This is a genomic window from Achromobacter sp. 10T422 (assembly GCF_056394065.1).
This window is the reverse complement of sequence record NZ_JBFTHD010000009.1, coordinates 252,647-273,173: the sequence shown is the minus strand read 5'-3', so window position 1 is coordinate 273,173 and position 20,527 is coordinate 252,647. Positions and strand designations below refer to the sequence as shown.

21 protein-coding genes, 1 tRNA gene and 1 pseudogene are annotated in these 20,527 nt (G+C 64.2%); 7 read left to right on the top strand and 16 right to left on the bottom strand.

The window, feature by feature from the left end; all coding sequences use genetic code 11:
• Positions 1-27: 27 nt before the first annotated feature.
• The 4 genes and pseudogenes from AC1DB0_RS24910 to AC1DB0_RS24895 form a co-directional block, all read right to left on the bottom strand.
• On the bottom strand, positions 28-1,338 hold the full coding sequence (locus AC1DB0_RS24910; RefSeq protein ID WP_175171005.1) for an MFS transporter: 1,311 nt from the start codon (positions 1,336-1,338) through the stop codon (positions 28-30).
• 26 nt (positions 1,339-1,364) lie between these two features.
• Positions 1,365-2,513: a galactonate dehydratase gene (gene dgoD, locus AC1DB0_RS24905; protein ID WP_054427537.1), complete on the bottom strand. Its 1,149-nt coding sequence runs from the start codon at positions 2,511-2,513 to the stop codon at positions 1,365-1,367.
• Entirely contained in the window at positions 2,510-3,163 is a 654-nt protein-coding gene (locus AC1DB0_RS24900; protein ID WP_054427538.1) for a 2-dehydro-3-deoxy-6-phosphogalactonate aldolase, read from the bottom strand. The genes dgoD and AC1DB0_RS24900 overlap by 4 nt, the downstream gene beginning before the upstream one ends.
• Positions 3,164-3,366: 203 nt before the next feature.
• Positions 3,367-4,395 (bottom strand): annotated as a pseudogene (locus AC1DB0_RS24895) (2-dehydro-3-deoxygalactonokinase); the annotation flags it as partial.
• Positions 4,396-4,702: 307 nt separating this feature from the next.
• Between AC1DB0_RS24895 and AC1DB0_RS24890 the strand changes: the two are divergent.
• A complete protein-coding gene (locus AC1DB0_RS24890) occupies positions 4,703-5,521 on the top strand; it encodes an IclR family transcriptional regulator (protein ID WP_054427539.1) in 819 nt (272 codons plus the stop codon).
• 1 nt (position 5,522) lies between these two features.
• Here AC1DB0_RS24890 and AC1DB0_RS24885 read toward each other — a convergent pair whose 3' ends face one another.
• From AC1DB0_RS24885 to AC1DB0_RS24870, 4 genes are all read right to left on the bottom strand, one after another.
• The gene (locus AC1DB0_RS24885; RefSeq protein WP_054427540.1) at positions 5,523-6,143 is read right to left on the bottom strand and encodes a glutathione S-transferase family protein; all 621 of its coding nucleotides are present in this window, start codon (positions 6,141-6,143) and stop codon (positions 5,523-5,525) included.
• A gap of 19 nt (positions 6,144-6,162) precedes the next feature.
• Positions 6,163-6,741, bottom strand: coding sequence for a 1,6-anhydro-N-acetylmuramyl-L-alanine amidase AmpD (ampD, locus tag AC1DB0_RS24880; RefSeq protein WP_175171003.1), 579 nt, complete (start codon positions 6,739-6,741; stop codon positions 6,163-6,165).
• Between the two features lie 76 nt (positions 6,742-6,817).
• Positions 6,818-7,069: a PP0621 family protein gene (locus AC1DB0_RS24875; protein WP_427945081.1), complete on the bottom strand. Its 252-nt coding sequence runs from the start codon at positions 7,067-7,069 to the stop codon at positions 6,818-6,820.
• Position 7,070: 1 nt separating this feature from the next.
• Entirely contained in the window at positions 7,071-7,913 is an 843-nt protein-coding gene (locus tag AC1DB0_RS24870) for a cytochrome C assembly family protein (protein WP_054427543.1), read from the bottom strand.
• Between the two features lie 106 nt (positions 7,914-8,019).
• Here AC1DB0_RS24870 and ffh point away from each other — a divergent pair, with 106 nt between their 5' ends.
• Positions 8,020-9,426: a signal recognition particle protein gene (gene ffh, locus AC1DB0_RS24865; protein ID WP_054427544.1), complete on the top strand. Its 1,407-nt coding sequence runs from the start codon at positions 8,020-8,022 to the stop codon at positions 9,424-9,426.
• A gap of 392 nt (positions 9,427-9,818) precedes the next feature.
• Here the strand turns inward: ffh and lysM are convergent, their stop codons facing one another.
• From lysM to trmB, 5 genes are all read right to left on the bottom strand, one after another.
• The gene (gene lysM, locus AC1DB0_RS24860; RefSeq protein ID WP_054427545.1) at positions 9,819-10,265 is read right to left on the bottom strand and encodes a peptidoglycan-binding protein LysM; all 447 of its coding nucleotides are present in this window, start codon (positions 10,263-10,265) and stop codon (positions 9,819-9,821) included.
• 42 nt (positions 10,266-10,307) lie between these two features.
• The gene (locus AC1DB0_RS24855) at positions 10,308-10,628 is read right to left on the bottom strand and encodes a hypothetical protein (RefSeq protein WP_054427546.1); all 321 of its coding nucleotides are present in this window, start codon (positions 10,626-10,628) and stop codon (positions 10,308-10,310) included.
• 356 nt (positions 10,629-10,984) lie between these two features.
• Positions 10,985-11,185, bottom strand: coding sequence for a sulfur carrier protein ThiS (thiS, locus tag AC1DB0_RS24850; protein WP_006222389.1), 201 nt, complete (start codon positions 11,183-11,185; stop codon positions 10,985-10,987).
• Between the two features lie 11 nt (positions 11,186-11,196).
• Positions 11,197-12,138 carry a prolyl aminopeptidase gene (gene pip / locus AC1DB0_RS24845; protein WP_054427547.1) on the bottom strand — a complete coding sequence of 314 codons (942 nt, stop codon included), beginning with the start codon at positions 12,136-12,138 and terminating at the stop codon, positions 11,197-11,199.
• Positions 12,138-12,986: a tRNA (guanosine(46)-N7)-methyltransferase TrmB gene (gene trmB, locus AC1DB0_RS24840; RefSeq protein ID WP_476758762.1), complete on the bottom strand. Its 849-nt coding sequence runs from the start codon at positions 12,984-12,986 to the stop codon at positions 12,138-12,140. Before trmB ends, pip begins: the two co-directional genes overlap by 1 nt.
• A 196-nt stretch (positions 12,987-13,182) precedes the next feature.
• On the opposite strand from trmB, the gene AC1DB0_RS24835 reads away from it, so the two are divergent.
• Positions 13,183-13,256 (top strand) — tRNA-Gly (locus AC1DB0_RS24835).
• A 27-nt stretch (positions 13,257-13,283) separates the two neighbouring features.
• Here AC1DB0_RS24835 and AC1DB0_RS24830 read toward each other — a convergent pair.
• Positions 13,284-13,661, bottom strand: coding sequence for a hypothetical protein (locus AC1DB0_RS24830; RefSeq protein ID WP_476758163.1), 378 nt, complete (start codon positions 13,659-13,661; stop codon positions 13,284-13,286).
• Positions 13,662-13,770: 109 nt separating this feature from the next.
• Complete coding sequence (locus AC1DB0_RS24825) at positions 13,771-14,436, bottom strand: Crp/Fnr family transcriptional regulator (RefSeq protein ID WP_476758162.1); 666 nt, start codon at positions 14,434-14,436, stop codon at positions 13,771-13,773.
• Positions 14,437-14,687: 251 nt separating this feature from the next.
• Between AC1DB0_RS24825 and AC1DB0_RS24820 the strand changes: the two genes are divergently transcribed.
• The 4 genes from AC1DB0_RS24820 (at position 14,688) to pdxR (ending at position 19,195) form a co-directional block, all read left to right on the top strand.
• Positions 14,688-15,902 (top strand): ABC transporter substrate-binding protein, encoded by a 1,215-nt coding sequence (locus tag AC1DB0_RS24820; protein ID WP_342066826.1) that lies wholly within the window; start codon positions 14,688-14,690, stop codon positions 15,900-15,902.
• A 13-nt stretch (positions 15,903-15,915) separates the two neighbouring features.
• On the top strand, positions 15,916-16,830 hold the full coding sequence (locus tag AC1DB0_RS24815) for a beta-keto acid cleavage family enzyme (RefSeq protein ID WP_476758161.1): 915 nt from the start codon (positions 15,916-15,918) through the stop codon (positions 16,828-16,830).
• A 24-nt stretch (positions 16,831-16,854) separates the two neighbouring features.
• Positions 16,855-17,631, top strand: a complete 777-nt coding sequence (locus AC1DB0_RS24810) for an SDR family oxidoreductase (RefSeq protein ID WP_054427554.1) — start codon at positions 16,855-16,857, stop codon at positions 17,629-17,631.
• 64 nt (positions 17,632-17,695) lie between these two features.
• Positions 17,696-19,195, top strand: coding sequence for a MocR-like pyridoxine biosynthesis transcription factor PdxR (gene pdxR / locus AC1DB0_RS24805; RefSeq protein WP_476758160.1), 1,500 nt, complete (start codon positions 17,696-17,698; stop codon positions 19,193-19,195).
• Positions 19,196-19,230: 35 nt separating this feature from the next.
• On the opposite strand, the gene AC1DB0_RS24800 is transcribed toward pdxR, so the two are convergent.
• Positions 19,231-20,439 (bottom strand): benzoate/H(+) symporter BenE family transporter, encoded by a 1,209-nt coding sequence (locus AC1DB0_RS24800; RefSeq protein WP_476758159.1) that lies wholly within the window; start codon positions 20,437-20,439, stop codon positions 19,231-19,233.
• Positions 20,440-20,527: the final 88 nt, after the last annotated feature.

The window sequence follows — 20,527 nt, the reverse complement described above, 5'->3', positions numbered from 1 at the left end:
GTGGCGGGTGTCTCTCCCGCCCCGGCATCAAGCCTCGATCCGCTCCACCTTGCCTACCAGCAGGATGTACGACAGCGCGCCCAGCAAGGCCAGGGACGATACGTACACGATGGCGGGGGCGAAGCTGTCTTTCGACACCAGCAGGCCGATCACGATCGGGGTGCAGATCGATGACAGGTTGCCGACGAAGTTGAACACGCCGCCCGTCAGGCCCAAGAGGCGCACGGGCGCAAGCGTTGACACCAGCGACCACGTGATCGACGCCAGGCCATTGCCGAAGAACGCGACGGCCAGGAAGAAGATGACCCACGGCGTGGAGTCGGTGAAGTTGGCGCCGATCATTGATGTCGAGATCAAGAGGCCCAGAATGATGGGCAGCTTGCGCGCCAGGCCGACGGTGGCGCCGCGGCGGATCAGGAAGTCAGACAGCACGCCTGAGCACAGCACGCCGACAAACGCGGCCAGGAACGGCACCGACGCCAGAAAGCCGGACTTGATGAAGTCCATGCCGCGGTACTTCACCAGGTAGGTCGGGAACCAGGTCAGGAAGAACCACAGCGTGGACGTCAGGCAGAACTGGCCCAGGTACACGCCCCAGAGCTTGCGCTTGGACATCACCAGCCCCAGGTCATTCCAGTTGAAGGGCGTTTTTTTAGCTTTGACGCTGCGGTCCAGATCGACCACGCCGCCGCCTTGCTGGATCAGTTCGATCTCGGCCGCGTTCGCGCCTTTGAACTGGCGCGGTTCACGGTAGATCAGGTACCACAGCACGCCCCACACGATGCCCAGCAGGCCCGTGCTGACAAACACCATGTGCCAGCCGTAGTGGTGTTGCAGCCAGGCCAGCACCGGCGTCAGGAACGCCAGGCCGACGAACTGGCCCGACGTGTAGAAGCCGATGGCGGTGGCGCGTTCCTTTTCCGGGAACCAGGTCGTGACGACGCGGTTGTTGATCGGGTAGGCGGGCGCTTCCAGCGCGCCGACGGCTAGGCGCAGCACGAACAGAATGATGAAGCTGCTGGCAAAGCCCATGAAGAACGTCGCCGCCGACCACAGGATCAGCGCGGCGGCGTACAGCACGCGGGGCGACACGCGGTCGACCAGCCAGCCGCCGGGGATTTGCATCGCGGCGTAGGTCCAGCCGAAGGCCGACAGGATCAAACCTTCATGCCAGGTGTCCAGGCCGAACTCGTCCTTCAGTGCGGGCGCGGCGATGGACAGGTTGCTGCGGTCCAGGTAGTTGATGACGACGGTGATGAACAGCATCACCATGATGATGTAGCGGCTGCGCGTGGGCCGCTGGGCGGCTTGCAGGCCCGCGTGGGTGGCGGTGGACAAGGGGGTCTCCTCTCTCTTTTATCGGCTTACCACTCGGCGAAGCTGCCGTCGGCGTGACGCCAGATCGGGTTGCGCCAGCGGTGGCCCACGGCGGCGCGTTCCTTGACGTATTCCTCGTTGACCTCGATGCCCAGGCCCGGGCCTTGGGGAATGGCGACCATGCCGTCTTCGTACTTGAAGACTTCGCGGTTGCTGACGTAGTCCAGCAGGTCGTTGGCCGCGTTGTAGTGGATGCCCAGGCTTTGTTCCTGGATGAAGGCGTTGTAGCAGCCGGCGTCGATCTGCAAGCAGGTGGCCAGCGCAATCGGGCCCAGCGGGCAATGCAGCGCCAGCGCCACGTCATACGCTTCGGCCATCGCTGCGATCTTGCGGGTTTCGGTGATGCCGCCCGCGTGTGACGGGTCGGGCTGGATGATGTCGACATAGCCTTCGGACAGCACGCGCTTGAAGTCCCAGCGCGAGAACAGGCGTTCGCCCAGCGCGATGGGGGTCGACGTCAGCGGCGCCAGTTCCTTCAACGCTTCGTAGTGTTCGCTTAGCACGGGCTCTTCGATGAACATCAGCTTGAACGGGTCCAGCTCTTTCATCAGCACCTTGGCCATGGGCTTGTGAACGCGGCCGTGGAAGTCCACGCCGATGCCCACGTTCGGGCCGACGGCGTCGCGAACCGCAGCCACGTTCTCCAGGCACTTCTCGACCTTGTCGAAGGAATCGATGTACTGAAGTTCTTCGGTGCCGTTCATCTTCACGGCGGTGAAGCCGCGGTCGACGGCGCTCTTGGCGGCGGCTGCGGTGTCGGCCGGGCGGTCGCCGCCAATCCATGAATACACGCGGATGCGGTCGCGCACATTGCCGCCCAACAGCTGCGACACCGGCACGCCCAGATGCTTGCCTTTGATGTCCCACAGCGCCTGGTCGATGCCGGCCAGCGCGCTCATGTGGATGGCGCCGCCGCGATAGAAACCGCCGCGGTACAGCACCGTCCAGTGGTCTTCGATGTTGCGCGGGTCTTTGCCGATCAGGTAGTCAGACAGTTCTTCAACGGCGGCGGCGACCGAGTGCGCGCGGCCTTCAACGACGGGTTCACCCCAGCCGACGATGCCTTCGTCCGTTTCGATTTTCAGGAAGCACCACCGGGGCGGCACGATGTAGGTAGTGAGCTTGGTGATCTTCATGCTTGAGTCTCCTGGACGGAATAGGCGCGTTGCCAGGCCGCGACGAATGCGCGCGCGTTCTGGCCGACGTCTTTGGCCGACAGGCCGGGTTTGTACAAAGCGGAGCCCAGGCCGAAGCCGCTGGCGCCCGCCTGGGCGTAAACGGAAATGTTGTCGGGCGTGATGCCGCCCACGGGCACCAGCGCAATTGGCGGGCGCATCACCGCGCGCCAGGCTTTCAGCACGACGGGGCCCAGTTGTTCGGCGGGGAACATCTTCAGCACGTCGGCGCCGGCAGCCAGCGCGGCGAAGGCTTCGGTGGGCGTGGCGACGCCGGGGCAGGACGCCATGCCCAGCGCTTTGGCGGCGCGGATCACGGCGGGGTCGCTGTGCGGCATCACAATCAGTTCACCGCCCGCGTCCTGGATGCGGGCGCAGTCGTCGGGGTTCAGCACGGTGCCGGCGCCGATCAGGCAGTCGGTGGGCAGCGCGGCGCGCATGGCGCGGATGCTGTCCAAGGGGTCGGGCGAATTCAGCGGCACTTCAATCAGGCGAAAGCCTGCTTCGTAGAGCTCGTGGCCGATGGCTTCGGCTTCCGTGGGTTGGATGCCGCGCAGGATGGCGATCAGGCCGCAGTGGGCCATGGCGGTTTGCAGACCGGGATGGTTCATGTGGGGTTCCTAGGCGGGGCCGAAGAAGAGGGTGAAGCCGAAGCGGAAGGTGATGCCGAAGCCGAGGCCGAAGCGGGAGACGATGTCGCAGCCGAGGCCGAAGCGGGAGACGATGTCGCAGCCGAGGCCGAAGCGGGAGACGATGTCGCAGCCGATGTCGCAGCCGATGTCGCAGCCGATGTCGCAGCCGATGCGAGGGCCGATGCCGGCGCGGCGGCATCGGCCGTGATCAGCCCGGCGCAGAGGGCCAGGTGCCACAGGCCGCGCTCGGTGGCGTTCTGCGCTTGCTCAGGCGTGCCCAGGCCGTAGTGCTGCATTGCCAGGATGTAGCGCTGGCACAGCGCGGGTTCGCCGCAAAGCACGATGCGGGGCAGTTCGCCCTGTTGGCGCAGCATCTCGGCAAGCGCCGCGATTTCGTGGCCAATCAACAGGCCCGACAAATAATCCGCTTGGGATGCGCTGGCCAGTTCGCCCGTCAGCCCAAGCGCGCGCGTGCTGAAGATGGTGGACAGCACACCGGCGCGGCCGGCCGGGGCGCCGGCCACTTTCACGCCGCGCTCAAAAGCCGCCATGTCGGCGGCGGGCGCGTCGCTCATCGTGCGGCCCAGGATGGTGTGGCCGCGCAAGGCGGCGTAGACCTCGCCGGTCATGAAGGTGTCGAAGTGCGTGACGCGGCCTCGGCGCGCGTTGACCCACTTGGAATGCGTGCCGGGCAGGCCGATCAGCACGCTGTCGGCGGGGTGGGTGTCGGATGCGCCGGGCTGGTCGAACATGACGCCGAACACTTGGGTCTCTTCCCCGCGCATCACGTTGGGCAGGCCGTGGCGCTGGATCAGGCCGGGCACGATGTGCAGCGGGGTGGCGTTGGGGCCGGCGCCCGTGCGTTCGACCACGGTCAGCAAGGTGCCGATGCGTTCCAGGTCGACCGGCACGTCCAGGTAGGCCGCTTCCTTCCAGCCCTGCGCGCTGCCGACCATGCCACAGGCGATCACGGGCAAGGCGGGTTCGGCGCGCAGCCAGTCGCCGCAAGCTTGTTCGAAGGCCAAGTCAAAGCCAGACAATGCCGTGCTGGCGGCGCCGTCTTGCAAGGGCTGTGGCAGGCGCATGATGCCCCAGGGCAAGTGGCGGGTGTCCAGCGTGCGGCCGGTGGCGTCCAGCCGGTACGCGCGCAACGATGAGGTGCCCCAATCCAGCGCGATAAGCGCCGCGCGGGCAGGCGATCCGGTAGTCATCTGATCTGTCTCGTCTCTGGCTGCGATGCCCGTTTCCCTGAGCGCCTGAGCGCAGGCGTGGGTGGGCGGGCATGGCAGGCCTTGTTGTCTGAGGCGCGCCGGGCGCAAGAAATGCGTCGGGCGTGCGTTGCGAAAAATTCTAGATCAGCGCTTGAAAAATCTCAAAATATAGAATTTAATCCCACATATAGGGAATAAAAGCCGGGCTTATCCCACTCGGGAGCTGCCCTCTGGCGCCCCGCATCACGGCGCCCGGCTATGCTTGCCGTCGTTCTTGTCCTTCGTTTTTGCTGTGTAGCCTTGTTTCATGACCGCCATCCTCACTTCCGCTAGCCCCCCGTCGCTGGACCCCGATGCCGCCGCGCCCGCTGGCACGCAAACGTTGATGCGCGGGCTGGCCGTGGTGCAAGCCGTGGCCGACGGGGCGCGCGACTTGAAGGAAATCTGCGCGCGCATTGGCGTGGCGCGCAGCACCACCCACCGGTTGGCCAGCTGCCTGGTGCAAGAGCGCTATCTGCGCGCCTTGCCGGGCGTGGGCTATGTGCTGGGGCCGAAGCTGATTGAGCTGGGTTTTCAGGCGCGTGAAGCGTTTCCGATGGCGACCTTGGCGCGCCCGTATCTGGACAGCCTGGCTGAACTGACGGGCGACACCATTCACCTGGCGGTGCGCGACAACGACGAAGTGCTGTATCTGGAGAAGATCCCCGGCAAGAAGGGCCTGGAGATGCGTTCGCGCGTGGGCCACCGCATGCCGCTGGCCGCGACCGGCGTGGGCAAGGCGCTATTGCTGGATACCGAAGAGCCGCAATGGAAGGCGCTGCATCGCATCGGCGCGCCAGTGTCGTCGCGCGCGCCGGGCGGGCAGCAGACCTGGGAAGCGTTCCGCGACCGTATGCGCGAATACGCGGCGCAAGGCTATGCGTTTGATCTGGAAGACAACGAGCCGTCGATCCGCTGCGTGGCGGCGCCCGTGCGCGACGCGTCCAGCGGCATCGTGGCGGCGATCAGCGTGTCCAGCACCGTGCCCTATATGTCGCTGGAACGGATGCGCGAAATGGTCGCCGTCGTGCAGGGCGCGGCGGCGGGCATTTCGGCGGAGATGGGCTGGAAGGTCGACCGCGGCTGAGTTATTCCAGCGGCAAGGTCAGCACGCCCTGCGGCGCGGGGCGCATCATCACGCGGCGATACCAGGCGGACAGCGCCGGCGTGTCGGGGCGTTCCATCGGCAGGGCCAGCCAGCGGTGGGCGGAACAGACCAGCGCAATATCACCCATCGTCAGATGGCGGCCTGCAATGAACTCGCGGCCTTGCAGCGCCTGGTCCAGGATCAGGGCGCGGGCGTTCGAACGCTTCACCGAATGTTCAATTGCGGCGTGATCGCGCTTGTCTTCCGGCGTGCGGATCAGGCCCAGGAACGCGGGGCCCATGGCGCCTTGCCATTCGGTTGCCTGCCAATCCATCCAGCGGTCGGCGTCGGCGCGCATGCACGCGTCTTCCGGCCACAGCGTACCCGCGCCGTAGCGCGCGGCCAGATAACGCACGATGGCGTTGGATTCCCACAGCACAAAGCCGCCATCGTCGATGACGGGCACGGTGCGGTTGGGATTGAGCTTGGCGTATTCCGGCGTGTCCACCACGCCGAACGGCCCGCCGGCGGGCGTAAAGGTGTGCGGCAGGGCCAATTCGCGCACGGCCAGCATCACTTTCTGCACGTTGACGGAAGTCAGGCGTCCCCAGATCTTCAACATATCCAGTCCTTGAGTCGTGTCAGGCGGGCGGCAATTGCCGCCGCGCAAAGCCACTGTCGCGCGAAAAACGCGTCCAGTTGAAAGCAGGCCCGGGGTCCGTTTTGCGGCCCGGGGCAATGTGTTCGTGCCCCCAGGCCGCAGCCAGGGGATAGCGTGCGCGCAGCACCGGCGTCAGCTTGCGCAGCGCCGCGTATTGTTCGTCGGCATAGGCAAGGGTATCCGTGCCTTCGAGTTCGATGCCGATGGAAAAGTCATTGCAGCGTTCGCGGCCGCCAAAGCGCGACACGCCAGCATGCCAGGCGCGCTGGTCGGTGGATACGAACTGAATGATGCGCCCATCGCGGCGGATGAAGAAGTGCGCCGACACGCGCAAGCCGCGCAGCCGTTCCAGCCAGGGGTGCGAGGAATAGTCCAGCGTGTTCAGGAACAGCCCGGCCACTTCGGGGCCGCCAAACTGCCCGGGGGGCAGGCTGATGTTGTGCAGCACCAAGAGCGACACTTGCGCGCCAGCAGGACGCGCGTCGCGGTTGGGCGAGGGCAAACGGGTAACACCGGGGGCGGGCGCCAGCCAGCCATGTCGATCCAGAAGCAGAGCCATGGGAGAGAACTTGCGTGGTGAATCCAACAGGCATTATGCCGTGGTCCCCGCTGCCTCCCAAATCTGGAGTGGGGACTTACTTTTTGCCCAAGGCCGCGTGCTCGGTGCTGCACCAGGTCAGCCCGTTCTGCAGCACGGCTTCGGAGCGTGGCAGATGGATGCCGCAATGCGCACACCGCACCATCGACTCTGGCGCCGCCGGCGCAGGCGCGCTGCGGCGGGTCTTGGGTTGCTCGCCCGCCTGCCGTGCCGCCGCCATGCGGGCGGCGATGCGGGCAACGAACAGCACCGCGATGATCAGAACCACCCAGAACAACAACTTGCCCACGTCAGCCTCGATGCAGAATCATTTCCAGCACGAACCGGCTGCCGGTATAGGCCAGAATCAGAAAACCAAAACCCGTCAGCGTCCAGCGCAGCGCCACCCGGCCACGCCATCCCCGGATGTGGCGGCCCACCAGCAGCACGCCGAACGTCAGCCACGACAGCAGGGTGAAAACGGTTTTGTGGTCAAACGGCAGGATCTTGCCCGTCAGCTTCATCGACGCGATCGACCCCGAGCCCACCGCCAATGTCAGCACGATGAAACCGATCCAGATAATACGGAACAGCAGTTGCTCTTGCACCAGCAGCGGCGGCTGAGAGTCCAGCACGCGGCCGATGATGCTGCGTTGGGCCGGGGCGTCGAGTGGCCGGTGCAGGTGGCGGTCAAGCAGCGCCATCATCATGGCGTGCAGGGCGGCGATGGTGATAAGGCCATAGGCGGCAAGCGCGATCAGCAGGTGCACGCGCAGCCAGGCGTCATTGGCGTGGGGCACGAATTGCCCCTGCGGAAACACGGCGGCCAGGGCGCTGGCGATGGCGGCGGCAGGCAACAGCAGCAATTGCAGGCCGTCAATGCGTACCAGCAGGCTCTCCAGCCAGAACACCACCATGCCCAGCCAGATGGCCGCAGACAGGGCCAGTGCCCACCCAATGAACAGATGCTGGGCGCCCAGCATCGATTGTTGCAGCCCGATTCCATGGAGAACCAGGGCCCCCAGCAGGCACAGACGGGCGATTTTGCCCGTCTGCTCCACTTCCCCGGCGCCGGCCAGGCGGGCCCAAAGTGACCCCCCGAGCACTGCGTACGCCAAGGCAGCCGCTGTGTGAAATACAATGCCTAGTGACATAGAAACCGTTGTCTGGATGGGGCCTTGGGGTGCATGTCACCCGAAAGCGCAGAATCCGCGCCTGCGGCCACCGTTCAATCAACTAGTTTAAGCGGAAACGCCTCTCATGCTCGATAACCTAACTCAACGCCTTTCGCGCGTCGTCAAGACGCTGCGCGGTGAAGCCCGCCTGACCGAGGCCAACACCCAGGAGATGCTGCGCGAAGTGCGCATGGCTCTGCTGGAAGCCGACGTGGCCCTGCCCGTCGTGCGTGAATTCGTCGCCCGCGTAAAGGAAAAGGCGCTGGGCGAAGAAGTGGCCGCCAGCCTCAGCCCGGGCCAAGCCCTGGTCGGCGTCGTCCACAAGGAACTGACTGCCCTGATGGGCGGCGACCTGGGCGCCGATTCCAACGAATTGTCGCTGGCGGTGCAACCGCCCGCGGTCATCCTGATGGCCGGCCTGCAAGGCGCCGGTAAAACCACCACCACCGGTAAGCTCGCCCGCTGGCTGTCCGAAGGCCAGCACACCCAGCACGGCCGCAAGACCGGCAAGAAGAAAGTGCTGGTGGTGTCCGCCGACGTGTATCGTCCGGCCGCTATTGACCAGTTGAAGAGCGTGGCCGCACAGGTCGGCGTCGACTTCCTGCCGTCAGACCCCAGCCAGAAGCCCGAAGATATTGCGCGCGGCGCGGTGGACCATGCTCGCCGTCACCACTACGACGTGCTGATCCTGGATACGGCCGGCCGCTTGGGCATCGACGAGGCCATGATGCGCGAAATTCGCGCGCTGCATGATCTGGTCAAGCCGGTGGAAACGCTGTTCGTCGTGGACGCCATGCAGGGCCAGGATGCGGTCAACACCGCGCGCGCCTTCGCAGACGCGCTGCCGCTGACGGGCGTTGTGCTGACCAAGCTGGACGGCGACGCCCGCGGCGGCGCGGCCCTGTCCGTGCGCCACGTCACCGGCAAGCCGCTGAAGTTTGTCGGCGTGTCGGAAAAGCTGGACGGCCTTGAGCCCTTCTACCCTGACCGCATGGCCCAACGCGTGCTGGGCATGGGCGATATCGTTTCGCTTGTTGAACAGGCGCAAAAGAATATCGACATCGCCGAAGCGCAGAAGCTGGCGGCGAAGATCAAGTCGGGCAACAAGTTCGACCTGAACGATTTCCGCGACCAGCTCGGCCAGGTGAAGAAACTGGGCGACATGGGTTCGCTGCTTGAAAAGCTGCCGGCTCAGTTCCAGCAGGCCGCGGGCCAGCTGCAAGGCGGCCAGGCGGAAAAGCAGTTGCGCCGCACGGAAGGCATCCTGAACTCCATGACGGCCGCCGAACGCGCCAAGCCCGAACTCATCAAGGCCTCGCGCAAGCGCCGCATCGCAACGGGTTCCGGCGTGCCGGTGCAAGAGGTCAACCGCCTGCTGGCTCAGTTCGAGCAGATGCAAGGCATGATGAAGCAGATGAAGAAGGGCGGCATGGCAAAGATGATGCGCGCCATGGGCGGCATGAAAGGCTTGGGCCGCTTCGGCATGAAATAAGGCCCCCACGGCGCGCGCACTGCGTGCGCTTCCTGCCCCCCAAGGGGGCGCTTTTCCCTTGGGGCGGCCCGGCGGGAAATAGAGCCCCCACGGCGCGCGCACTGCGTGCGCTTCCTGCCCCCCAAGGGGGCGCTTTTCCCTTGGGGCGGCCCGGCGGGGAATAGAGCCCCCACGGCGCGCGCACTGCGTACGCTTCCTGCCCCCCAAGGGGGCGCTTTTCCCTTGGGGCGGCCCGGCGGGAAAAGAGGCCCCGCAGCGCTTGTGCTTCCTGCCAAAAAAATGGCCAGACATTGCGTCTGGCCAAGCAATCGCGGCAGGCAGGGGGCGCCGCGCCGCGACACAATCCGGAAAACGCATGGGTGTTCTCCGGGTTGTTTGGGTTCAGTTGCCGCTTACGACAGCGGCGGAATGCGCAGCACCTGGCCCGGGTAGATCTTGTCGGGGCTGGTCAACATCGGCTTGTTGGCTTCAAAGATCAGCGTGTTCTTCGCGCCCTGGCCCTTGCCGTATTGCGCTTCGGCGATCTTCCACAGGTTGTCGCCCTTTTGCACCGTGTACATCTTGGCTTCGGGCGTGGCCTGCTTCACCTTCAACTGGTTATCCACCGCCGCAACGCCGACGGTGTTGCCCAGCGCCAGGGAAATCTTCTCGGCGGCTTCGGTGCTTAGCGCCTCGCCGGCCACCGTGACCTTGTCGCCGTCCACCGTAATTTGCAGGCCATCCGCGTTCAGGCCGTGCTTATCCAGCTCTTTCTTCAACTCGTCTGCGGTCGCGGCCTTGGCCTCGCTGGCGCCGAAGAGTTTTTCCCCTACGTCCTTGATGAAATTGAGCAGACCCATAGTGTTTCCTTTATCGATGTAGCGGTGAGAAAACGATTGTCTTCAGGGCGCGCGGCCCACGAACATCTTGCGTACGATTCCGGCGATCAAGGTCAGCACGGCGCCACCAATGCCGCCGCCCACCACGTCCCCCGCAATCGCTGAAAGATCCAATCCTGCATTGCCCGCCGTTGCCGCTGCCCCCGCGCCGGCCGTGATCATGGGCGCCAGCCATGAACCGCCCGCCAAGCCACCAATCGCGCCTGCGATGGTGTTGCCCAACGGGCCAAGGTTGAACTGCTGGAGCATTTTTCCCAATCCGTTGCCAGCGGCGGCGCCTGCGACAAGCTGGATGAGAAGATTGATGATGACCGCGGTGTTCATGATGCCTCCTTGCCCCGTGGGGCGATGTGCAACGCTAGAACAACAACACGACAACGTACGACGCCAGCAGCAACGATTATTACTCGCGTAAACGCCGCGAGACGAGGGGTTAACGTGTAACAGGTTGCTAGTCGCTTGCCAGACTACGCAACATTGCTCGTCACTTTGCAGGTGGCGTCACGCGCGCGCCGCAATCCTCATCGTGCACATGGTGCCGTGCGTCATGAACCCTGCTGAAAATGCATAAGCAAAGGGCCGCTGAATCAGCGGCCCTTCGTGTTTGCGGCGCGTATTTGCGGCGCAATAAAACCGTGCGAAGTGCGGCTCCAAGAAGAGCCGCGCAACCGTCAGGGCAATCAGCCTCCGCCCACCGCCACGACGATCTCGATCTGGTCGCCATCGGTCAGCGTGGTCTGCTCGTGCTGGCTCTTCGGCACGATCTCGCCGTTGCGTTCCACGGCCACGCGCTTGCCCGCATAACCGAGCGTTTGCAGCAGTTCGATGACAGTGGTGTCCAACGGAAATTCGCGCGCGTCGCCGTTCAACGTAATGTGCATATCAGGTCTCCTCACTGTTTTGCGTAGGCGTCGGTGGCGGCAATCAGGCGCGCCAAGGTGCCGGGTTCATCAAAGGCATGGCCCGCGTCAGGCACCAGATGGAACTCGGCTTCGGGCCAGGCGCGGTGCAGGTCCCACGCGGTGCGCGCGGGTGTGCAGACGTCGTAGCGGCCTTGGACGATGGTGCCGGGAATGCCGCGCAGCTTGTGCGCGTCGCGGATCAGCTGGCCTTCTTCCATGAAGCCGGCGTTCACAAAGTAGTGGTTCTCGATGCGCGCAAACGCCAGCGCAGCGCGATCTGCCGCATGGCTTTGCTGATGGCGCGGGCTGGGCAGCAGCGTGATGGTGCTGTCTTCCCACTTGCTCCAGGCCTTGGCGGCGCGCAATTGCTCGGCCGCGTCATTGCCCGTCAGGCGCTTGTGATACGCCGCCACCAGGTCGCCGCGTTCCGCTTCCGGAATGGGCGCCAGATATTCTTCCCAGCGGTCAGGGAACAGCCACGACGCGCCTTCCTGATAGAACCATTGGATCTCGGCGCGGCGCAGCCCGAAGATGCCCCGCACAACCATCTCGCTGACGTGCGAAGGGTGCGTTTCGGCATAGGCCAGCGCCAACGTCGACCCCCACGAACCACCGAACACCAGCCACTTGTCCGCACCCATGATCTCGGTGCGCAGGCGTTCAATGTCCGACACCAGATGCCAGGTCGTGTTGTTGTCCAAGCTGGCGTGCGGCGTCGACCGCCCGCAACCGCGCTGATCGAACAACAGCACGTTGTAGCGCTGCGGATCAAACAGCTGGCGATGCACCGGCGAACAACCGCTGCCCGGGCCGCCATGCAGGAACACGGCGGGCTTGCCATTCGGATTGCCCGACATTTCCCAATAGATCTGGTGACCGTCGCCGGTATCCAGCGTGCCGTGGCGGTAGGGTTCGATCGGCGGATAGAGCATCAGGCGACTCGCTTGAAGATCAGGTCCCAGACGCCGTGGCCCAGGCGCAGGCCGCGTGTCTCGAATTTGGTCAGGGGGCGGTAATCGGGGCGGKGCGCGTAGCCGTCCGCCGTATTGGCCAGCAGCGGTTCGCCGCTAAGCACTTCCAGCATCTGCACCGCGTAGTCTTCCCAGTCGGTGGCGCAATGGATGTAGCCACCCGGCGCAATGCGGCTGGCCAAGAGCGACACGAACGCGGGCTGCAACAGACGGCGCTTGTGATGGCGCTTCTTGGGCCACGGGTCCGGAAAGTACACGTGCACGCCCGCCAGCGAGTCCGGCGCGATCATGTCGCGCACGACTTCGACCGCATCGTGCTGGATGATGCGCAGGTTCTGAATCTTGGAATCTTCAATGCGGCGCAGCAGCGAGCCGACACCGGCGTTGAACACTTCCACACCCAGGAAGTTGTCGTCCGGACGGGCCAGCGCGATCTTCTCGGTGGTCTCGCCCATGCCGAAACCAATCTCCAGCACCGTGGGCGCCTGCCGGCCAAACGCGGCGGCGGGGTCCAGACGGCGGGGGGCGTACGGAATGGACCATTCGCCCATCAGACGTTCCAGCGCGGCCAACTGGCCCTGGGTGATGTGGCCGCGGCGATGCACGAAGCTGCGGATATGCGTCGCGCCCGGGCTGTTCGGCGCATGGGCGGTGCTGGCCAGCGCGGCCTGCGTCTCGGGGGAAACGGGGGCGGCGGCAGGCGCCGCTGCCGAAGAGCCGGCGGTGGTGTCAGAGGTGTTCACGGAAGGCGTCGCGGGTGTGTCCGCGGAGGAGTTCGCGGGGTGTTTCGCGGAGTTAGGCGTATTCATAGCCCCGAATTGTAGTGGCAGCCGCGCCGGGGCGGAGTCGGCCGGATGGACTAAATTGGGGACGTATTTAATTCCGGGGATGGGGACCACTGGAAGGGGAAGTAAAAGAGGAAGCAAAAATCATCCGAAGATTCCAAAAATCCCGCGCTATAATCCTCGGCTCTGCCCCGGCCCTGCGTCGTGGCACGACACCCGAGCGGGTGTAGTTCAATGGTAGAACGGCAGCTTCCCAAGCTTCATACGAGGGTTCGATTCCCTTCACCCGCTCCAGCCCCCTCTATATTTCTTTGCCGCCAATCACCCCGCATGGCTTTGGAAGTTGAAGACTTTCCACTGATCGTCCTGCGTGCGCCGGATTTCGAACGACATCATGCATCCCGATGCCGGGTCATGAAATTCCACCCAGACCTGGTCTTGATCCAGCGGCACGCCTTTTAACCATCGGCGCAGCCGGTTGCCGTGGGTTTGCAGCGGACTCCAATACTTCAGCACGGACACGCGTCCGCAGAATTGGCGAGCCGCAACGGCGCGAAATTCATCGATTGTGCGGCCGGTGTTGCCATTCTTGAAGGTCAGGTCATAAGCGCGTTGCCAGTCATCTGCGTAGATGTCACGGATAAACGCCGACGCTGCCGACGTGGCGCCCTTGGGTTCATAGGGCGACTTCAGAAACATCCAGCCCGCCGCCGGCAGCAAGAGACAGGCCAGTACAAGGAACAACCAGGCAAGGGGCAGCCAAGTCCGGCGCCCCTGGGTGATATTGCGGCTCACTGTCCAAAACCCTTCATCCATTGATCAACGCGCGCCTGTACAGCGCATCCTTATCCAGAATCGTCATTCCGCCGTAGTGCGTCTGTAGCACTCCCGCGCGCGCCAGCCGCGTCAGCGCGGCGTTGCAGCGTTGGCGGGACACGCCGCACAAGCTGGCGATCTCTTCCTGGGATATCTTCAATCGCCCCTGCGTATCCGCATGGCGTTCGGCATCGAATTGCGCCGCCACGGCGCGGGCCACGGTGGTGTCCACATCCAGCAGCACGTTGCCGGTGTAGCTGGCCATCAGCCAGTTGACCCGCTGCGCCAGATGCATCGTCAATGCCTTCGTGAATTCGATGTTGTGGTTCCACAGCCGTTCGCAGGTGTCGCGCGGCAGGATGACGATGCGGCTCGGGCGCAGCGCAATCACCTCGTATTCAAAGCGCTCGCGGCGCAGCATGGTGGCTTCGCCAAACCAGCTGCCGATGCTGAAGCCGGCCAGCGACAGGGACTTGCCATCCGCGCCCGGCGACGTCCATTTCACCAGGCCTTCAACCACGCCATACCAGCCCAGCGATTTCGAACCCGCGCGAAACAGGTATTCGCCCGTGGCGAGCGACACCGTGCGCAGTTCGGAGCGGACCAGGCTGCGCTCAAGCGCCGGCAAGCCGTTGTACCAGGGGACGACGCTCAACATTTTGTCTACCGGGCATAGGGCAGGCTTGCGCTTTGCGCCGGGAGTCTGGCTGCCTACGCTGTCAGGCGGTCCGCGCATGTTTTCTCCGTTCAGCAGGGGTGACGGCGCTCAGGTAAACCCTAGGGCGCTTTGTCACCATGGTGACTGTTCGTGCCAGGGGCCAGTCCCAGAATAGTTGAGGCCCAAAGCGTCAAGACCCATTCAAGACGCACAAGAGCCAAAAAACATAAGAGGAGACAGGTATGTTGTCAATGCCACGCATCAAGTCCGGCACCGCGCTCGCCTTCGGCGTCGCCGCTACGCTATTGAACGCCACGGCCGCCCACGCGCAGATTTCGGACGATGTTATTCGAATCGGTTTCATCACGGACCTGTCTGGCGTGTACTCGGGCCCCGATGGCCCGGGCGGGGCGGAAGCCATCAAGATGGCCATCGAGGAAATGGGTGGCGAGATCAACGGCAAGAAGATCGAACTCTTGACGGCAGACCACCAGAACAAGGCCGACATCGCGTCGGCCAAGGCGCGCGAATGGTTCGACCAGCGCGGCCTGGACATGCTGATTGGCGGCACCAACTCCAGCACCGCGCTGGCCATGTCGAAGGTGGCGGCCGACAAGAAGAAGCCCATCATCGTGGTGGGCGCGGGCGCCCCGGCGTTGACCAACGAACAATGCACGCCCTACACCTTGAACTACGCGTACGACACGGTCGCGTTGGCGCGCGGCACGGGCGCGGCGGTGGTCAAGGCGGGCGGTAAAAGCTGGTACTTCCTGACGGCCGATTACGCATTCGGCCACGCGTTGCAAGCGGATACGACGAAGGTGGTTGAAGCGGGCGGCGGCAAGGTGGTGGGGTCCGTCAAGCATCCCTTGTCGGCGAACGATTTTTCATCGTTCCTGTTGCAGGCGCAAAGCAGCAAGGCGGACATTCTTGCCTTGGCCAATGCCGGCGCCGACGCCACGAACGCCATCAAGGCCGCCAACGAATTCGGCGTGACCAAGACGATGCGGCTGGCGGGCATGATCATGTTCATCAACGACATCCACGCCATGGGCCTGCCCGCCACGCAGGGCATGTATCTGACCGACAGCTGGTACTGGAACGCATCGGAACCCACGCGCGCCTGGAGCCAGAAGTTCTACGAGCGCCGCAAGGCCATGCCGTCGTCGCTGCAGGCGGCCGATTATTCCGCGGCGTTGCAATACCTGCGCGCGGTCAAGGCCACGGGCACCGATGATGCCGACCGCGTGCTGGCGTATCTGCGCGAAAACAAGCTGAATGACATGTACATCAAGGATGGCGTCGTGCGTCCGGATGGCCGTGTCGTGCATGACATGTACCTGTTGCAGGTGAAGACGCCGGACGAATCGAAAGAACCGTGGGACTACTTCAAGGTGCTGCAGACGATTGACGGCAACGAGGCCTTTACCAAGCAAGCCGAAACCCGCTGCGCGCTCTGGAAGTGAATGGGAGACCAACATGGCAAAACGCAAAGTCATTGTGACCATCGCCCCGACCGGGGGCATGGCATTCAAAACCCAGAACCCGCATCTGCCCACGCAACCGGCTGAAATCGCAGACGACGTTTACCGTTGCTACAACGCGGGCGCCAGCGTGGTGGCGCTGCATGCGCGCCGGCCCGACGACCAGGCGACCTGCAACGCGGCGATCTACCGCGACATGAACCAGCGCATCCGCGAGCGCTGCGACATCATCCTGAATAACTCCACCGGTGGCGGCGTGCATGGCGACATGGTGAAAGAAACCTCGCCCGGCACGTGGGAAATTCTGTGGGAAGAGCGGTTGAAAGGAATGGATGCCGGCGCCGAAATGTGCACGCTGGACGCGACAACGCTGAACCTGGCGTTTGGCGACCGCGAATACCTGATGAACACGCCGCTGACCAAAGCGCGCGAGCTTGCCGCCGGCATGAAGGCGCGCGGCGTCAAGCCCGAGTGGGAAGTCTTCAGCCCCACGCATATCCTGCAAGACGCCACCACGCTGATCGAAGAAGGGCTGGATGAAGGGCCGCACTTCATCAACCTGGTCATGAATGTGCATCGCAATTTTCAGAACGCGATGCCGTTCTCGCCCCGGCATTTGCAGATGATGGTGGACCTGCTGCCGAAGCACAGCATTTTCTGCGTCAGCGGCATCGGGCCGTCGCAACTCGAGGCCAACATCAGCGCCTTGCTGTTGGGCGGCCATGCCCGCGTGGGCCTGGAAGACAACCTGTATTACCGGCACGGGGAACTGGCCACCAATGTCCAGCTGACCGAGCGCATCGTGCGCATCATCCGCGAAATGGACATGGAGCCGGCTACGCCCGCCGAAGCGCGCGAAATCATGGGCCTGCCGTTGAAAAGCGGTATCCGCCCCGAGTTCGCGCTGTGATCGCTACTTTCTTGACGAGACAACATGATTGAATCTTTGAATGGCAAGCGCGTCCTGATCACTGCGGGCGCGCAAGGCATCGGCTTGGCAATCGCGAAGAAATTCCTGGCCTCTGGCGCGCAAGTGCATGTGTGCGATGTCGACACCGCCGCCTGCGATGCCGCGCGCACGGCGAACCCGCGTTTGAGCGTCAGCGTGACCGATGTGTCCAGCGAAGCGCAGGTGGCGGAGTTGTTCAGCGGCTTGGCCGCCAGGTGGGGCAAGCTGGATGCGCTGATCAACAACGCGGGCGTGTCCGGCCCCACCAGCCGGCTGGAAGACACCACACTGGACGCCTGGCAGCACACGCTGGACGTCAACCTGACCGGCACGTTCCTGTGCGCGCGCAGCGCCGTGCCCTTGCTGCGGGCAGCGGGCGGCGGCGCCATCATCAATATTTCTTCGGTGGCGGGCCGGCTGGGCTTTTCGCTGCGCAGCCCTTACAGCGCCAGCAAGTTCGGCTTGGCGGGGCTGACGCAGACGTGGGCCATGGAACTGGGCCCGTCCAACATTCGCGTCAACTCGGTTCTGCCGGGCGTGGTGTCGGGCGACCGTGTTGAGCGCGTCATCGCGGCGCGCGCAGAAGCCGGCGGCGTCAGCAACGATGCGATGCGTGAACAGCTGGTGGAGAAGGTTTCGCTGCGCCGCATGACTCGCCCCGAAGACGTGGCGAATCAAGTGGCCTTTCTGTGCTCCGACGAAGGCGCGGTCATCAGCGGACAAAGCATCTCGGTTTGCGGCAACGTGGAGTACCTGGGCTAAGCGTTTCGGTGCGGATAGAATGGCCTGCTTTGATTGATTCAATCTTATCCATCAGGCAGACCGCATGGCCAAGGCTTTTGAACTGGACACGCTGAAGATCCGGCTGAACGACGCCGATCTTCAGCCGTTGGATCTGCATCAGCGCATCCAGCGGGCGCTACGTGCGCTGATCCTGGATGGCGCGCTGGATGCGGGCATCAAATTGCCCGCCACCCGCACGCTGGCCACGTCGCTGGGTGTTGCGCGCGACACCGTTGAAAACGCATACGTACAGCTGCATCGCGACGGCTATATCGTGCGGCGCGGGGGTTCAGGCAGCTATGTGTCTGACACGGTAGGCGCCCAGCTGCGCGGCGCTGCCGGCCGCCGCGCCAAGCTTCAGGATGACAAGCGCGGCGTGCCGGCGCCGGCAGCCGGGTTGAGCCGCCGGGGCCGGATGATTTTCGATAGCGGCGGGGTGGCGGACCAGCAAGCGGTCAAGGCGTTTGCCACCGGGCTGCCCGAGACACGCACGTTTCCCACCGATGTCTGGGAACGCTTGCAGCGGCAGGCGCTGAAGGACTATCGGGACCACGTGCTGCTGCATGGCGACCCGCAAGGGGCGGCGCCGCTGCGCAAGGCCATTGCCGCCTATCTGAATCTGGAGCGGGGCGCCAAGGTATCTGCGGATCAGATTCTGGTGTTGAGCAGCACGCGGCAGGCGCTGTTTCTGTGCGCGCAATTGCTGGTGGACGCGGGCAAGCCCATCCTGCTTGAGAACCCGGGATACTTCGGCGCCAAGAAGGCGTTTGAAGCGGCCGAAGCGAAAATCGTGCCGATCGATGTGGACGAGGACGGCATCCGCATGGATCTGCTGCGTGCGGATCGCAGCGGTGCAAACTGCGTGTACGTGACGCCGTCGCATCAGTACCCCACCGGTGCCACCTTGTCGTTGGCGCGCCGCCTGGAGCTGACCCGTTGGGCGGCCGAGCTGGGAAAGTGGATCATCGAGGACGACTACGACAGCGAGTTCCATTACGACGGTCTGCCAACCGCGTGCGTGCAGGGCGTGGACAAACATCAGCGCACGCTCTACGTCGGCACCTTCAGCAAGACGCTCTACCCGGGCCTGCGTATGGGCTATATGGCGTTGCCGCACGAGCTGGTTGGCGCCTTCACGCGCGCGCGCAGCATCATGGACGGGCATACGCCGCAGATTCTGCAATTGACGCTGGCGCGCTTCATGGAGGACGGGCATTACGCGGCCCACGTGCGCGCCATGCGCAAGCTGTATGCGGCGCGCCGCGACGCCATGTTGCAAGCGCTGAACACGCATCTGCCAGACATCGCCACCGCCTTGCGTCCAGAAGGCGGATTGCAGATTCCTTGCCTGCTTGCGCGGGGGTGGTCAGAGGCCAAGACCATCCGGCTGGCGGCGGCCGCTGGCCTGCAACTGCCCGGCTTGAGCCGCCTGTATGCCGGCGCGGAAAAGCGGCAAGGGTGGATATTGGGCTATTCCTCGTTGACGGCGCATGAGATTGATACGTCCGTGAAGCGCTTGTCACAGGCGCTACGAAAGAAGTAGCAGCCCCAAAAAGCCCAATAGCACCCCTCGCATGGTTAGGGCTTGGCCGGGCTGCCAAGCAGCGCGCGGCTGCCGCCGTGTATCAGCAGGTGCGCAGTCAGCCCGGCGGCCAGCCCCCAGAATGCGCCACCCACGCCCAACAACGTAACGTTGGCCGCCGTCGCCAGGAACGTGATGAGCGCCGTTTCGCGCGTGCGCGCATCAGCCATGGCATTGGCCAGACTGCCGCCAATGGCGCCCAGCAATGCCAGCCCGGCAAGCGTGGTGATGAAGGTCTTGGGCAGCACCATGAAAAGCGTCGCCAGGGTGACGCCGAAGGTGCCCACCAGAATGTAGAAGACCCCGCAGGCCAGCCCCGCGATGTAGCGCTTGCGCGGGTCAGGGTGCGCGTCGGGGCCGGTGCAGATGGCTGCCGTGATGGCCGCAACGTTGAACGCGTGCGCGCCAAAGGGCGCCATCAGCAACGAGCCCAGGCCGGTGACGGTCAGAATCGGGCTGGCGCTGGTTTTGTATCCGTCATTGCGCAGCACCAGCATGCCCGGCATATATTGCCCGGTCAGCGTGATGATGAACAGCGGCAACGCGACGCCCAACAGCGCATGCAACGAGAAGCGCGGCGTTTCGAACACGGGCGTGGCAAGGCTGAGGTGGATGGCCGAGACGTCGATACGTTGTTGCGCCAGCAGCATCGTGACGCCAATCACCAAGATGCCAACCACGGCAAAGCGTGAGGTATACCGCTTGAGCAATGCATAGCAAATCACCAGCACGATCACCAGCAAGGGGTCGGCGCTGGCGCCGCCAAATGCGTTGACGCCGAATTGCAGCAGGATGCCCGCCAAGAGGCCGGCGGCGATACCCGCGGGGATCATGCGGACCAGCTTTTCGAACGCACCGGACAGCCCCAATACGATGAAGCCCAGTGCCGACAGCATGTACGCACCGATGACTTCGCCATAGGGTGTGAAGGGCATCACCGTGGCCAGGAACGCCACGCCCGGCGTGGACCAGGCGGTGATGATGGGAGCCTTGTACCGGAAGCTGAGGAACGCGCCCGTGACGCCGACGCCGATGGACACGGCCCATACCCAGGACGTGGTCTGGGCGGGCGTCAGTTGCGCCAGTTCGGCAGCCTGGAAGACCAGGACAAAGGTGCCGCCGTAGTTCACCAGAACAGAAATCAGGGCGGCGACGGTCGGGGCGAAGAAGTCGGCGGGTTGCAGGCGGGCCGGCGTTAAATGCATGAATCACTCCACAGTGCGTAACGGCTGCAATGCGCGCAGCCTTATTCAACGCAAAGTGTAGGATTCAAGTGGACTGTTTATTCATGCC

What these genes read in the sequence shown, in the direction of transcription:
- dgoD (WP_054427537.1), bottom strand. Translation starts at nt 2,513, where the DNA reads ATGAAGATCACCAAGCTCACTACCTACATCGTGCCGCCCCGGTGGTGC.
- AC1DB0_RS24900 (WP_054427538.1), bottom strand. Translation starts at nt 3,163, where the DNA reads ATGAACCATCCCGGTCTGCAAACCGCCATGGCCCACTGCGGCCTGATC.
- AC1DB0_RS24890 (WP_054427539.1), top strand. Translation starts at nt 4,703, where the DNA reads ATGACCGCCATCCTCACTTCCGCTAGCCCCCCGTCGCTGGACCCCGAT.
- AC1DB0_RS24885 (WP_054427540.1), bottom strand. Translation starts at nt 6,143, where the DNA reads ATGTTGAAGATCTGGGGACGCCTGACTTCCGTCAACGTGCAGAAAGTG.
- ampD (WP_175171003.1), bottom strand. Translation starts at nt 6,741, where the DNA reads ATGGCTCTGCTTCTGGATCGACATGGCTGGCTGGCGCCCGCCCCCGGT.
- AC1DB0_RS24870 (WP_054427543.1), bottom strand. Translation starts at nt 7,913, where the DNA reads ATGTCACTAGGCATTGTATTTCACACAGCGGCTGCCTTGGCGTACGCA.
- ffh (WP_054427544.1), top strand. Translation starts at nt 8,020, where the DNA reads ATGCTCGATAACCTAACTCAACGCCTTTCGCGCGTCGTCAAGACGCTG.
- lysM (WP_054427545.1), bottom strand. Translation starts at nt 10,265, where the DNA reads ATGGGTCTGCTCAATTTCATCAAGGACGTAGGGGAAAAACTCTTCGGC.
- AC1DB0_RS24855 (WP_054427546.1), bottom strand. Translation starts at nt 10,628, where the DNA reads ATGAACACCGCGGTCATCATCAATCTTCTCATCCAGCTTGTCGCAGGC.
- thiS (WP_006222389.1), bottom strand. Translation starts at nt 11,185, where the DNA reads ATGCACATTACGTTGAACGGCGACGCGCGCGAATTTCCGTTGGACACC.
- pip (WP_054427547.1), bottom strand. Translation starts at nt 12,138, where the DNA reads ATGCTCTATCCGCCGATCGAACCCTACCGCCACGGCACGCTGGATACC.
- AC1DB0_RS24830 (WP_476758163.1), bottom strand. Translation starts at nt 13,661, where the DNA reads ATGTTTCTGAAGTCGCCCTATGAACCCAAGGGCGCCACGTCGGCAGCG.
- AC1DB0_RS24825 (WP_476758162.1), bottom strand. Translation starts at nt 14,436, where the DNA reads ATGTTGAGCGTCGTCCCCTGGTACAACGGCTTGCCGGCGCTTGAGCGC.
- AC1DB0_RS24820 (WP_342066826.1), top strand. Translation starts at nt 14,688, where the DNA reads ATGCCACGCATCAAGTCCGGCACCGCGCTCGCCTTCGGCGTCGCCGCT.
- AC1DB0_RS24815 (WP_476758161.1), top strand. Translation starts at nt 15,916, where the DNA reads ATGGCAAAACGCAAAGTCATTGTGACCATCGCCCCGACCGGGGGCATG.
- AC1DB0_RS24810 (WP_054427554.1), top strand. Translation starts at nt 16,855, where the DNA reads ATGATTGAATCTTTGAATGGCAAGCGCGTCCTGATCACTGCGGGCGCG.
- pdxR (WP_476758160.1), top strand. Translation starts at nt 17,696, where the DNA reads ATGGCCAAGGCTTTTGAACTGGACACGCTGAAGATCCGGCTGAACGAC.
- AC1DB0_RS24800 (WP_476758159.1), bottom strand. Translation starts at nt 20,439, where the DNA reads ATGCATTTAACGCCGGCCCGCCTGCAACCCGCCGACTTCTTCGCCCCG.